The organism is Micromonospora sp. NPDC050187, from assembly GCF_044459745.1.
GTDB lineage: Bacteria > Actinomycetota > Actinomycetes > Mycobacteriales > Micromonosporaceae > Micromonospora.
Genome location: NZ_JBITJH010000014.1, coordinates 110,766 through 123,554 on the forward strand (window position 1 = coordinate 110,766; position 12,789 = coordinate 123,554).

Consider the following 12,789-nt stretch of genomic DNA (forward strand, 5'->3'; position numbering starts at 1 on the left):
GTGCCCCCGCAGCGGGCGGGCGGCTTCTGCTCGCGTCACGGCGTGGCATCGGCGCGGTAGCCAGCCGCCTGGATGCGGTACAGGGCGGCGTACTGGCCGTCCTGTGCCATGAGCTGATCGTGCGAGCCGTGCTCCACCACCCGGGCTCCGTCGAGCACGACGATCACATCGGCCATCCGCACGGTCGAGAACCGGTGCGAAACCAGCACCGTGATCCGGCCGCTCCCGGTGGCTGTCGCGGCACGGGCGGCCTCCGCGTAGCGCTCGAAGAGCAGGTGCTCCACCTCCGCGTCGAGCGCGGAGGTCGGCTCGTCGAGGACCAGCAGCAGCGGGTCGTCCTGCATGAATCCCCTGGCCAGTGCGACCTTCTGCCACTGGCCGTGCGAGAGCCCGACGCCGCCTTCCCAGTTGGCGCCGAGCTGCGTGCGTAGGCCGTCGGGTAGCCGGGTGACGACGTCCGTCGCACCGCCCCGCTCGACCGCGGCACGCACCGCCTCCTGGTCGTCGACTCTCGGCAGGTCCCCCAGGCCCACCGCGTGCTGCAACGGATACTCGAACTGGAAGAAGTCCTGGAACGCGCCGGAGATCCGCTTCCGCCACGCCGGAGCGGAGATCAGCTTCAGGTCCGTGCCGTCGACCGTGATCCGACCTGAATCCGGGTCGTACATTCTGGCCAGCAGCTTGACCAGGGTCGTCTTGCCGGCGCCGTTCTCGCCCACCACGGCGACGACTGCTCCAGGTGGCAGGTGCAGGTCGACGTCGTCCAGGACGAGACGGTCGGTGCCCGGGTAGCGGAAGGTCACCCCCTCGAACCGAATGCCCTCCGACAGCCGGTCCGGGGCCGGCTCCGGGGCTTCGGCCTCCTGCCTGCGCGCGAAGTCCTCCAACCAGGCCAACCTGCGGGCGACGTCGAGCCAGATCATCCGGAAGAACTGCATCTTGCCCACGGTCTCGCCGATGTACTGGGACAACCTGCTTCCCGCGGTCAGCACGAGCAGCACGTCTCCGGCCGCCGTCGGCCCTCGCCCGGCCACGAACAGGACTGCCAGCACGAAGGCCACCCCGAAGAGAACCTGCGCGGCACTCTGCCACAGGGCGGTGAGCGTCCTGGCTCTCGACATCTGCCGGTAGCGGTGATGCCAGGCCGTCCGTCGCAACTGCCGTAACCGGGACTGGACCCGGGCGACCCGCAATTCCTTGGCGGGAGCGGGGGTCGTGGCCAGGGTGAACAGGTGGCGGGCCAGCCGATCGTGCTGCACGGCCCCCTCCTCCACGGCCTTCTCCACGCCGCCCCGCCAGTTGGAGACCAGGACCGTGGGCAGCGCCAGCAGGCCGAGCAGCCCCAGCAGGGGATGCACCGACACCAGCAGCACCAGGGTGATGACAAGCCGCAGGAGCGCACCGATCGTGGCGAAGAGCTGCTGGTAGAGCCCGCTCAGCGCGGCCACGTGCGTCCGTAGCACGGCCAGCCGGTCGAGTGCCTCGGGCCGTTCCTGGTGCTCAAGCGTCGCCACCGACGACTGTAGGCGCGCGACGTGTGACTCGACCGCGATGGCGGCGCGATCGGCGAAGCGGAGGTTCGCCCGTTCGCTGACCACCGTGAACAGCCAACTGCCCGCCGCCAGGACCCCCACGACGAGCACCGTCAGCGCGACCCTGCGACCGTCGCCGTCGACCACGGCCTGCAGGAGCGACGCCAGGCCCAGCGCGAGGAGCGCGTCGGGCACGGCGGCGGCGACCGTGGTAACGAACGCCACGAGGATCAGGCCGGGACTGGCCCGGTACCCCAGGCGAAGGGACCGCCACAGTGAGGGCAGCCACGGCGGCATCGGGTCAAGAGCGGACGACATCGTCGGCCTCCTCGTCGAAGCGGGAAGCCTGCATGTCGAACATCCTCCGGTAGTGTCCGTCCGCCGCCATCAGCGCCTCGTGGGTGCCGAGTTCCACCACTCGCCCCCCGTCCAGCACGCAGATCCGATCGGCTCGTCGGACGGTGGCGAAGCGGTGCGAGATCAGGATGGTGGTCCTGCCACGCGTGGCGTCCAGGATGCGCTCGAAGACGCGCGCCTCGGTCCGGACGTCCAACTGGGCGGTCGGCTCGTCGAGGATGACGACCCCGGCCCCCTGGCGGACCGCGCACAGGCCCCGGGCCACGGCCACCCGCTGCCACTGTCCCCCGGAGAGGTCGGTGCCGCCGTCGTAGCCGCGCGCCATGACGGTGCCCAGCGCGGCGATGTCGGCGGCGTCCGCGTCGGCCAGCGCCGCCTCGATCACGTCATCGGGTGCACCCAGCGGCGCAACGTTGTCCCGCAGGGGCAACTCGTAGCGGACGAAGTCCTGGAAGACGGTGGTCACCCGGCTGCGCCAGGATTCGAGGTCGAGGCAGCGCAGGTCCACTCCGTCGACCTCGATGGTGCCGGATGTCGGGTCGTAGAGCCGGCACAGGAGCTTGACCAGCGTCGTCTTACCCGCGCCGTTGAGGCCGACGATCGCCAGGCTGGTGCCGGCCTCGATGGTGAGGTCGAGGCCGTCGAGCACCGGCCGGGCCTCGGTGGGATAGGCGAAGCCGACACCGCGCAGCCGGATCTGTGCGGCGGGAAGCCCATCCGCCGGCCGGTCGCCGGACTCCAGGCGACCGGCCGCGCCCATCGTGGACTCCAGTTCGAGCACCGTCGCGGCAGCGTGGGCCGCGGGAGGTAGGGCCCAGTTCAGCCCGCCGAAGGCCAACGCGCTCGCGCCGACGATCGCCTGGGCGAACACCACGACCTCGGCGGTGCTCAGGGTTCCCTCGACAGCATCGCGGGCGAGGTACCACAGCACGAGGCCGTTGGCCACCAGCAGCACCGCGATGGCTCGGCTCAGCGGCCGTTGCCGCAGCCGGTTCGCCTTCCACTTGAGGTCGACCAGCCGCCGCCGGTTCGCTGCGAACTGGTCGACCACCCAGTCGCTGAGCCCGAAAACCCTGATCTCCTTGGCTGCCGACGCCTCGACGGCCATGCGGTACGTGTACTCGGATCGTCGCTGCGCGGCGAGCACCTCGCCAGCGTTGCGGTCCCACGAGCTGCTCTCGCGCAGCAGCCAGTGCGTGGACGCCCAGGCGCCGCCAATCACGAGCGGCGCCCACCAACGGTACGCGCCGAGCACCGCCGCCTGTGCCAGACCGGCCACCGCCTCCACCAGCCCGCCGCTGATGAAACCCACGGAGAGCGTCATCGGAGGGCCGGCCATCCCCAGATCGAAGTCGCGCGCGCTGGTCAGCTTGTCGGTCAGCTCGCGAGACTCCAGGTGGGCGATGCCCCGGGGCTTGGTCGTGGCGACCAGCAGGCGATCGTGCAGCCAGCAGGAGAGCTGATCACCGAGGTTGGCCCCGACCAGGGCGTGCAGTGGTGCCAACAACTGCATCACCACGAAAGCGGTGCCGACGACCAGCAGGGGCGTCAACAGCGGATCGTCGCGCTGCACGGCGCCGACCAGGAGCCCCAGGGAGACGCCCAGGGTCGCCGGCAGCAGCCCGCGCAGGACGATGAGCGTCCACCACACCGCAGTGAGCGTCCGGTTGGCCCGGGGCAGGACCCGGAAGAACGCCCACTCCTGTCGATCGCGCAGTCTGGTCAGCACGGCTGCGCCGCCAGCTGCATCACGGCCGGTCGCTGCGTCTCTGCGGGAAGCTGCGTGGGTACGCCACGTTGGCCGTCGGCCCGCCTCGTGGTCAACGACGATGCCGTCATCTGCATGTTTCCCATTCGTCCGGGCGAAACCGTTCGATACTACTGGTTCCGCAGACAGGAGGCGAAAAAGGTTTCCTGGATCAGTAACGCGGCCTGTCCACCCGTGAAGAGCCGGTAGCGTCGGCTGGCTCGGGTGGTCGGAGGCCGTCCCGCCCCGACGTCCTCGTCCGCCTCGCCGGGGTGGACGCGCCACCACAGCAGCTCCCGGTAGGTCTCCAGCCGATGCCGGCGCAGCAGCACACCAATCGGCTCATCGGTCTCGGCGAGGTCGGCGCGAAGCTGCGGCGGCAGCAGGTCGACAGCAAGAATCGAGCGTGCCCGAACATGAACCGTCCCGGTGACGGCACCCACCAGGTCGGTGCGCCGGCAGTGCAGTTCCTGGCCTCCGGGCAGCAGGCCGACGGAGTCGTCGTCCGCCGCGACGGGCGTGATGGTGAGTCCGGCGGTCACGATCGGCTCCCCTACGATCTGTTCCAACATGGGGGTGACTGTTCCGTCCGAGGTGAGCAGCAGTCGTCCGGGCAGCGGAATCCGGTCGAGCCGACGGAAGTGAACCGCCGCATCCAGCTTCACCGGTCCTCCTCAGGGGTGACGGGGGCCAGCACCTTCCCGGTGGCCGAGGCCGGGAGGGCGTCGACCAACTCGATGGCTCGGGGCACCTGGTGCGGGGCAAGGCGGTCTCGGCACCAGCGGGTGAGTTCGACCGTGGAGACGAACTCCGTAACCACGACCGTGGCGACGGGCACCTGGCCGGCGGTGTCGTGCGCGGTGGGAAGCACCCGAACCCCGGCGACGGCGGGATGCCGGGCCAGCACGGCCTCCACGTCGGCGGGAAGCACCTTTTCGCCAGCCACGTTGATCACCGAGCCGCGCCTGCCGCGCAACCTCAGACGGCCTGTCGCCAGGCGCTCCACGAGGTCGCCGGTGTGGTACCAGCCGTCGCGGGTCAACGGCTCGATCCCGGCGGGACCGATTCGGCCAACTGCCATGGAATCGGAGCGCAGCAGCAGCTCGCTGTGGCCGGAATCGGTCGGCTCCAGCCGTGCCGAGACGCCCGGTAGGGGCAGGCCGATCTCACCGGCCTGCGCCGACGGGTGGACCGGATCGAGGGTGACGGCCCCCGCTTCCGAGGAGCCGTAGCAGTTGCGGAGGGCGAACGCGTGTCGTCCGCTGAGCGTCCGCGCCACCTGCGGCCCGAGAGGCGCACCCGCCGACACCGCCTCGGCGAGCGGGGCGTAGGCGTCCCGCGACGTGTTGGCCGGGGCGTCCGTGGCCATCAGGGCGTAATGGGCGGGCAGGGCGATGAGGATCCGCGCCGTGCTCTCGTGCGCGGCGCGGGCCAGGCGGGAGGGCAACGACCGAGACGGGCAGAGTCGCACCGGGCTGCCGTACGCCAGCGGTGCCACGAGGGCGTAGTTGAACCCGTAGGCGTGGAACAGTGGCGCGGCACAGACCACGGGACGGTCCGGCGCGTACGCGAGGACGGCCGCCACCCGCTCAGCGTCGGCGAGCACGCAGGCGGTGTCGCGGACCACCATGCTGGGCGTACCGGTCGATCCGGAGGTCAGGAAGACCTGGGCGCCTGCCGGGAGTCCGGAGACGGTGGGGGTGCCCTGCCCGGCCCGCAGCCACAGCCGCAGGCCGGCGACGTCGATGTCCTCGCTGGCATGGTCGACGTCGGCGCGGGCGGCCGGGGACGCGTCCCGGATCACCCGCCCCGTGAACGCGGCCGGGACGGCGGGGTCCCGGTGCACGAGCGGCAACCCCACGAGGTCGGCGGCCAGGGTGACCGCGGCGATGGCGAACGGGTCGGCCAGCTCGGACACAAGCGGGTCCGCCTGGCGGCCCAGCACCGTGGCGAGGGCCTCGGCGGCCGACAGGAGATTCCGCCGGCTCCAGCGCCGCCGCCCGTCGGACAACGCCGGCCGGTCCAGGTCGACGGTGTTGTCACGGACGGCGGCGTAGATGCCGTCATGGCTCATCGGGACTCCTCTCCCAGCAAGAGCGGCACCAGCTCAGCCAGTTGGGACACGTGCTCGACGCGAGGCCCACGGCCGGCGGCGCGCTGGTACGACGCCGGTCCGACGAGCACCGTCCTGACGCCCGCCGCCTCACCCTGGCGCGCGTCGTCGACCGTGTCGCCCACGTACACCGCGTCCGGTGGTGTCAGGCCGAGGCGGGTCAGTGCCAGCCACAGCCCTTCGGGAGCCGGCTTCGGGCGTTTGGTGTCTTCCCGGGCCACGGTGACGGCGACGTCGATGCCCCCCGTCCGCAGCAGCGCCTCCGACTCGGTCCGGGAGCGGCCGGTGCAGATCCCGACGGTCAGCCCGGCACCGAGGAGCCGGGCGACTGTGTGGCCGGCCGCCGGGTTGCTGGTTCCTTCGCCGACCTCCAGTCGGCGGTGAAGCTCGCGACGGTAGGCGGACATCGCCTGGTCGACCCGGTCCGGGCCGACCAGCGCCTGCACCGTCGCGAGGTCGGTGGCCCGGTGGGCCGACAACACCCGGGCCGCGCTCGGCGCGGGGAGGCCGACCGCCGTGACGGCGTGCCGAAGACACGCCCGGTGCAGGGCCCAGGTGTCGAGCAGCGTGCCGTCCAGGTCGAAGATCACCCCGCGCCGGGGCGAGCCGGGAGCGGCCCGCGGTGGGCCGGCGTCGTCGCCGGCCGTCGCCGCTGAGGTCATCACGGGGCCACCAGGCCGACCGTCCGTGCGGCCGGGGTGGCGTCGGCGACCGCCAGCGCCGCGTTGCAGAGGCCGATCGCCAGGACGGCTCCGCTTGCCATGCCGAGGCGCATGTCCAGGCTCAACAGCGGTGGCTGTCCGAGGTCGTCCAGCATGAGCTGGTGTCCGGGCTCGGTCGAGCGGTGTGCGGCGACGAGATAGTCGGACACAGCGGGACACATCCGCGCGGCGAGCAGCGCGGAGACGGTCGTGATGCTGCCGTCGATCACGATCACCTGGCGCCGGGCCGCCGCGGCGAGGATGACGCCGACGTTGCCGGCGATCTCGTAGCCGCCCAGCGCGGCCAGCAGGTGCAGAGGATCCGCGCCCCGGCCCTGGACCCGCTCCACGGCCCGCTCGACGAGCTGTCGCTTACGGTCCCGGGCACTGCGGTCGATACCCGAACCGACGCCCACCATCCGGTCCGGTGCGACGTCCAAGAGGACGCTGCCGAGCGCGGCGGTCGCGCTGGTGTTGCCCACGCCGATCTCGCCGACGCCCACCAGAGGGCGGTCCGCGAGGTGGTCGTCGGCGAACCGTATCCCGTTGAGCACCGCCTGTTCCGCCTGGCCGAGTCGCATCGCGTCCTCGATCGAGATGTCACCGGTGCCGGATCCCGCCTTGTAGCGCTGGTCGCCGACGGGACGGGACAGCCCGATGTCGGCCGACACGACCGCCACGCCGAACTGGGCGGCGAGGACGTTGATCGGCGCCTGGTCGGCCTGGATCAGTTCGAGCAGGCGGCTGGTGACCTCGGGGCGGAAGGCGGAGGTCTGCCGTCGTGCGATCCCGTGGTCGGCGGCGAGCACCCCGACCACGGCGGTCATCGGAGCGGGCTCCGGGTTCCCGCGCACGGCGGCGACCCTGGTGATCATCTCGTCGAGACGACCGAGGCTGCCTGCCGGCCGGGCTCGGGCCCGTTGCCGGACGGCGCAGAGCCTGCCGGCCTGCCGGTCGACGGGCACGACGGAGCGGCAGAGCTGACCGATCCGGCGCAGCCGTTCGGCTTGCGTGTCGCTGTGTGCAGCCTCCGACTGCTCAGTCACGGTTCCGCGTCATGGTCAGCTGTTCGGCGAGTTCGGCGATGCCGCGGGCGAAGTTGTCGTTGCCGAAGTGCTCGACGATCCGACGGTGCGCGGCCTGTCCCCGGCGACGTGCCTCCTCCGGATGCGCGAGTGCCCGCTCGATCGCGTCGGCGAGGTCGTCGGGCAGCAGCACCCGTTCGCCGGGTCCGCCGGAGACGGCCACCGGGTAACCGACCTCCTCGGACGGCACCAGCTCGCGCAGGCTGTCGACAGCGGTGCACACCACCGGCCGGCGTAGCACCATCATCTCGGCGCAGACGTAGCAGAAGGACTCCCACAGGCTCGGCACGACCGCGACGTCCGCCACGGACATCCAGCCGAGGGCAGTTCGTCGGGGCACGTCCCCGAGGAAGGAGACGTGGTCCGTGATCCGCAGCTCCGCCGCCAGGCGGCGCAGGTGCGGCTCCTCCGGGCCCACCCCTACCAGCGCGAGGTGCGGGCGGCACCACGGCCGGTTTCCGGTGACCAGCCGGTGCAGGGCGACGAGCAGCGGGGCGAACCCCTTGACCGGCACCAGACGTCCGCAGGCCACCAGCAGCTGCCGGTCCCCTGTAGAGCCGAGCAACCGCGTACGCTCGCGTTGCCAGGTCGTGTCGGCCTCGACGGCGGCGCACTCGGCGAGGTCCACGCCGAGGTGCACCACGGAGTGCGGGGCGTCGATGTCCGGGTAATGACCGGTGACCGCGTCGGACAGCGCCTGGCTGATGAAGACCGTGTGGTCGCTGGTACGAAAGGTCCTCTCCTCCAACGCGAGCAGGTGGTTCCGGTTGGCGACCACCCCACTGGTGACCCGGTGCTCGTCGCGGTCGTACGGGACGATGGCCCGGAAGTCCTGTAGCAGGACGTTGATCAGCGGTACCCCGTGCCGCCGCGAGAACATCGCGGCCTCCGGATTGCAGAACAGGTCGGGCAGTGCGACGGCCTGCGGTGCGCCGATCTCGGCCGCGAGTTGCTCGGCGGCGGCGTACATGCGCCGGTGGCTGCGGATGGCACCGTCGTCGAGTCCGGTGGTGGACTGGTAGATGGTCTCCGTGCCGAGCCGGTGGACGAGGACGCCTTCGAGCACCTGGCGCAGGTCCCCGTCGCGGTCCGGCGCGGTTGTCAGTACGGTGACCGACCAGCCGTGTCGGGTGAGGCCGACGGCGAGGTTCCGCGCCACCGTGCTGGTACCTCCGACGGTGACCGGCGGATACTCGCGGGAGAAGACGAACATGCTGGGTCGTGTGGTCATCTGAGTGCTTCCCCGGTCTCCTGGTCGGCGAGCGGCCGGCAGACGCCCGCGAAGTACTGTCTCACCTGGTGGGCGGTGGCGGCCGAGGGCGAGACACCAGCGGCCACCGCGCGATGCCAGTCGATGATCTCGGCTGACGCGGAGTCCAGGTCGAACCGGTGCCGCCAGCCCAGTGCGCTCGCCGCCTTGCGTCCGTCCAACCGCAGCACCTCGGCCTCCGTGAGCTGGACGTCCTGCGAGTCCAGCACCGGCACACCTGTTCCGCCCGTGGCCACCCACGCGGCGGTGAGGGCCGCCACCAGCCGGCGTACCGAGGCACCGTCGTCGGGTGGCGCGAAGTTGAACACCTCTCCGGTGTCGACCGTGTGTTCGGCCAATGCCTCGGCCGTCAGCAGCAGTCCCTGCACGACGTCGAGCACGTGCTGCCAGGGTCGGACGGCATCCGCCCGGCGTAACCGCAGCGGGGTGCCCGTCATCAGCGCGGCGACGACGTCGGGCACCAGCCGCCGCGCCGCTCGGTCGCCGCCGCCGATAACGTTGCCGAACCGGACGGAGGCCATGGTGGTGGGATGGCCACAGTTCCGTCCGAGCTCGGCGTACGCCTCGAAGACCAGTTCCGCGGCTGCCTTGGAGACGCTGTACGGGCAGCCGCCACCGAGCTGGTCCACCTCTCGGTATGGCCATGGCCAGCCCTGGTTGCGGTAGCACTTGTCCGACGTCACGTTGACCAGGACGCCCGGCTGGTGCTCGCGGACGGCCTCCAGCAGGTTGACCGTTCCCTGGACGTTGGTGGTGAACGTGCCGTGCGGGTCGGCGAGGCCGACGCCGACCAGGGGCTGCGCCGCGAGATGAAAGACCACGTCGATCGGTCGCGTGGCCATCGCCCCGCGTACGTCCGCCAGCCGGCGGATGTCTCCGGTCACCGGCGTCGCTCCGCGTTCGACGAGGCCAGCCACGCGTTGGCGGGTGTGTTCGTCGTCCAACGCGAACCCCACAACCGTGGCTCCCAGCTCGAGCAGCGTCGTGGTCAGCCAGGCGCCGACGAAGCCCGAATAGCCGGTGACGAGAACGCAGCGTCCGGTCCACCACCGGCCGGCGGGCCGCCGGTCGGCCGGCGGACTTCCCGTCAGGCGGGATTCAGCCATCGGAATCCCTCCCGGGCCACGAGATCTTCGGCGTCGATGAAGTCCTTGTAGGTGTCGAACGGCAGCCAGAGGCCCTCGTGGACCACGGCCCCGACCCGACCACTTGCGGTGAGTTGCGGCAACACGTCGACTTCGAAGTCGAGTTCCGGGCGGAGCACGTCGAACAGCTGCGGAGAGCACATGAAGTAGCCTGCGGAGACCAGTGCGGTCCGGGTCGGCTTCTCGTGGAACTCGGTGACCCGGCAGGCCGCGTCGACGCGCAGCTCGCCGTAGCGCGAGCGGACCCGGGTCGCCACGAGGGTCAACGCGGCGTCGGTGCCGCGGTGTCGGTCGATCAGGCGGTTCAGGTCGAGGTCGGAGAGCACATCGGCGTAGCCGAGCAGGAACGGCTTGTCGTCGAGGTGACCGCGGGCGGTCAACAGCCGCGCGTTCTTCTCGGCATACGGGCCGTCGTCGACCAGGGTGATCCGCAGGTCCACGCCGCTGATCCGGAGCCAGCCCGCCCCCGTGGCCGTCTGCGCCGAACTACCGGCGAACGTCTCGACCAGCAGCCGGGTGATCGCATCGGCGCCATAGCCGACGCAGAGCACGAACTCGCGCACGCCGAAACGTCGGTAGTAGTCCACGACGTGCAGCAGCAACGGACGGCCGTCGGGCAGCAATCGCATCGGTTTCGGCAGGTCGTCACCGTCACTGCGCTGGCGTAGGCCGAGCCCGCCACACAGCAGGACGACCGGAGGGGGTCGCGTCACGTCGTCACGCCTTCCAGACCAGGGTGTCGCCGAGCACCAGCAGATCCATCTCGGTCGACAGGAAGCACCGCACGGCGTCGTGGGGCGTCTCGACGATCGGCTCCTCGTTGTCGTTGAACGACGTGTTCAGCAGCACCGGAACGTCGGTCAGGCGGGCGAAGGCGCCGATCAGCTCGTGCAGGCGGGGATTCAGCTCCGCCGTGACGGTCTGTAGGCGCGCCGAGCCGTCCACGTGGGTCACGGCCGGGATGACCGTCCGCATCTCCGGTCGGACCTTCGGCACGAGCAGCATGTAGTGCGCCGGCACGGTCGATTCGAAGAACTCGCCCTGGCGCTCGGCCAGCACGACCGGGGCGAAGGGACGGAACGGCTCGCGGTGCTTCACCTTCGCGTTGATCCGGTCCTTCATATCCGGGTCGCGCGGGTCGGCGAGGATGCTGCGGTTGCCGAGGGCCCGTGGCCCGATCTCCGAACGCCCTTGGAACCAGCCCACCACCATGCCACGGGTCAGCTCCACCGCGACCCGTGCGGAAAGGTCCTCCGGCCGTTCGGTGCGCAGCTCGGCGCCGTGCGCCTCCACGGCGGCCCGGATCGCCCCGCTGTCGTAGTGGCGGCCCAGGTAGGGGGAGAACAACCCGGGCGACGGGGCCCACGTCCGGTGACCCGTCCCGTAGGTGCCGTGCAGGGCTGCGCCGAGGGCGGTGCCCTGGTCACCGGCGGCCGGGACGATGTGGATCTCCTCGAAGGGCGTCTCCTCGAGAATCTTGAAGTTGGCGACGCTGTTGAGCGCGACGCCGCCGGCCAGGCACAGTGCCCGCTCCCCGGTGCGGCGATGCAGCCAGCGGGCCAGGTCGAGGACGATCCGCTCGGTGTGTGCCTGGACGGCGTAAGCGAAGTCCGCCCGGATCTCGTCGGCCACCGCGTCATCGGCCCCGGCGAGCTCCTGCCTGATCAGTTCGCACAGCGCACGCTGCTGTTCGGCCGACTGCCGGAACACCCCGTCGGCCAGGTGGTAGTGCTCGGCGAGAGCGGGGACGTAGCGAGGGGTGCCGTACGGGGCCAGCCCCATGGTCTTGCCGGGGGCTCCCATCCCGCCGACGGTGTGGAAGCCGATGCCCTTTGACACCGCCTCGTACATCCAGCCGACGGAGTTCTCGTAGATGTCGTCCAGGCGGCGGGGCGCCTCCTGGATGCGTCCGTGGACCCGGTGGACCACGCGCAGGCCATCCGGGTCGCCCGCGTAGAGGGTGATGGTCTCGCCATGTCGCTCACCATGGTGGTCGAGCTCGGAGCCGCGTCCGTCGAGAACCATCACCGCTGCCCGCTCGAAGGGCGACGTGTAGAAGGTGCTCGCGGCGTGCGACAGATGGTGCCCGATCCAGGTCATCCGGTCCCGGAACCGCAGTGAATAGACGGGGTTGAGGAAGTCGTTGGCGATGAGGACATCGACCTCGTCGACCCGCACACCCGCTTCGGCGAGCACGTAGTCGGCGGCGAGGCACCGCTGGAGCCGGGGTCCGAGGCCGAAGCCGATCTTCACCCGGGTCAGTCGCTCCTCCTCAACGGCCGAGACGACCTGACCGTCCTCCACGAGGCACGCGGAAAAGTCATGGTGCGACCCGCCCAGGCCGAGTACTCGCACGAACCTCCCCCTTCGTCGGTTCCTCCGCCGGACCGACCGCTCTCGACCGGGGGCAGGCATGTGGTGGCGACGGCGTGAACCGCCCGCCGAATTGGTGTGTGCCGCGGCGCCGTCGGACCGTGACCGCTTCCGGCCACGGAGAGGCACTGTCGGACCGATCGCGACGTCCGGTCCGGCCTGCCGACGAGGAGCGGACTCACCAGCCGCTCGGGCGGATCCTCCGCACCGTGGGGCACCGCCGCTGCCAACGTCGCGGATGATGCCGGTAGGTTCGGGGTGATCTGGTTTAGGAAATGGTCATCCTCAACTCTTTCGGGTCGAAGGCCGCCCGGTTGCGTGACCGAAGCGGGGTGGCCGGCCGGGGTGACGGCACCCGCGGCGGTTCGATTGGACCGGTGATCCTTCCATTAGTCAAGGCTTGCCAAGCGGCCACGAGTTGGATCTACTATGTCGACCTGAGCCAATGGATGGCGCGGGATTCACG

The 12,789-nt window shown here is 71.0% G+C and carries 10 protein-coding genes; all 10 read right to left on the reverse strand.

The window, feature by feature from the left end; all coding sequences use genetic code 11:
- Nucleotides 1–35 precede the first annotated feature (35 nt).
- The gene (locus ACIBJE_RS21380; RefSeq protein ID WP_396750902.1) at nt 36–1,850 is read right to left on the reverse strand and encodes an ABC transporter ATP-binding protein; all 1,815 of its coding nucleotides are present in this window, start codon (nt 1,848–1,850) and stop codon (nt 36–38) included.
- Nucleotides 1,834–3,618 (reverse strand): ABC transporter ATP-binding protein, encoded by a 1,785-nt coding sequence (locus tag ACIBJE_RS21385; protein ID WP_396750904.1) that lies wholly within the window; start codon nt 3,616–3,618, stop codon nt 1,834–1,836. The genes ACIBJE_RS21380 and ACIBJE_RS21385 overlap by 17 nt, the downstream gene beginning before the upstream one ends.
- Nucleotides 3,619–3,767: 149 nt before the next feature.
- Nucleotides 3,768–4,301, reverse strand: coding sequence for a chorismate--pyruvate lyase family protein (locus ACIBJE_RS21390; protein ID WP_396750906.1), 534 nt, complete (start codon nt 4,299–4,301; stop codon nt 3,768–3,770).
- Nucleotides 4,298–5,710, reverse strand: coding sequence for a class I adenylate-forming enzyme family protein (locus ACIBJE_RS21395; RefSeq protein ID WP_396750908.1), 1,413 nt, complete (start codon nt 5,708–5,710; stop codon nt 4,298–4,300). Before ACIBJE_RS21395 ends, ACIBJE_RS21390 begins: the two co-directional genes overlap by 4 nt.
- Nucleotides 5,707–6,411: an HAD family hydrolase gene (locus tag ACIBJE_RS21400; protein ID WP_396751014.1), complete on the reverse strand. Its 705-nt coding sequence runs from the start codon at nt 6,409–6,411 to the stop codon at nt 5,707–5,709. Before ACIBJE_RS21400 ends, ACIBJE_RS21395 begins: the two co-directional genes overlap by 4 nt.
- The gene (locus tag ACIBJE_RS21405) at nt 6,411–7,496 is read right to left on the reverse strand and encodes a nicotinate-nucleotide--dimethylbenzimidazole phosphoribosyltransferase (protein WP_396750910.1); all 1,086 of its coding nucleotides are present in this window, start codon (nt 7,494–7,496) and stop codon (nt 6,411–6,413) included. Before ACIBJE_RS21405 ends, ACIBJE_RS21400 begins: the two co-directional genes overlap by 1 nt.
- On the reverse strand, nt 7,489–8,766 hold the full coding sequence (locus ACIBJE_RS21410) for a glycosyltransferase family 4 protein (RefSeq protein WP_396750912.1): 1,278 nt from the start codon (nt 8,764–8,766) through the stop codon (nt 7,489–7,491). The genes ACIBJE_RS21405 and ACIBJE_RS21410 overlap by 8 nt, the downstream gene beginning before the upstream one ends.
- Nucleotides 8,763–9,911 carry a CDP-glucose 4,6-dehydratase gene (gene rfbG / locus ACIBJE_RS21415; protein WP_396750914.1) on the reverse strand — a complete coding sequence of 383 codons (1,149 nt, stop codon included), beginning with the start codon at nt 9,909–9,911 and terminating at the stop codon, nt 8,763–8,765. Before rfbG ends, ACIBJE_RS21410 begins: the two co-directional genes overlap by 4 nt.
- Nucleotides 9,893–10,663, reverse strand: a complete 771-nt coding sequence (locus ACIBJE_RS21420; protein ID WP_396750916.1) for a sugar phosphate nucleotidyltransferase — start codon at nt 10,661–10,663, stop codon at nt 9,893–9,895. The genes rfbG and ACIBJE_RS21420 overlap by 19 nt, the downstream gene beginning before the upstream one ends.
- 4 nt (nt 10,664–10,667) lie before the next feature.
- Entirely contained in the window at nt 10,668–12,305 is a 1,638-nt protein-coding gene (locus tag ACIBJE_RS21425) for a carbamoyltransferase (protein ID WP_396750918.1), read from the reverse strand.
- Nucleotides 12,306–12,789: the final 484 nt, after the last annotated feature.

Bases quoted from the DNA above. Each gene is read 5' to 3' on its own strand.
- ACIBJE_RS21380 (WP_396750902.1), bottom strand. From the start codon at position 1,850: ATGTCGTCCGCTCTTGACCCGATGCCGCCGTGGCTGCCCTCACTGTGG.
- ACIBJE_RS21395 (WP_396750908.1), bottom strand. From the start codon at position 5,710: ATGAGCCATGACGGCATCTACGCCGCCGTCCGTGACAACACCGTCGAC.
- ACIBJE_RS21400 (WP_396751014.1), bottom strand. From the start codon at position 6,411: ATGACCTCAGCGGCGACGGCCGGCGACGACGCCGGCCCACCGCGGGCC.
- ACIBJE_RS21410 (WP_396750912.1), bottom strand. From the start codon at position 8,766: ATGACCACACGACCCAGCATGTTCGTCTTCTCCCGCGAGTATCCGCCG.
- rfbG (WP_396750914.1), bottom strand. From the start codon at position 9,911: ATGGCTGAATCCCGCCTGACGGGAAGTCCGCCGGCCGACCGGCGGCCC.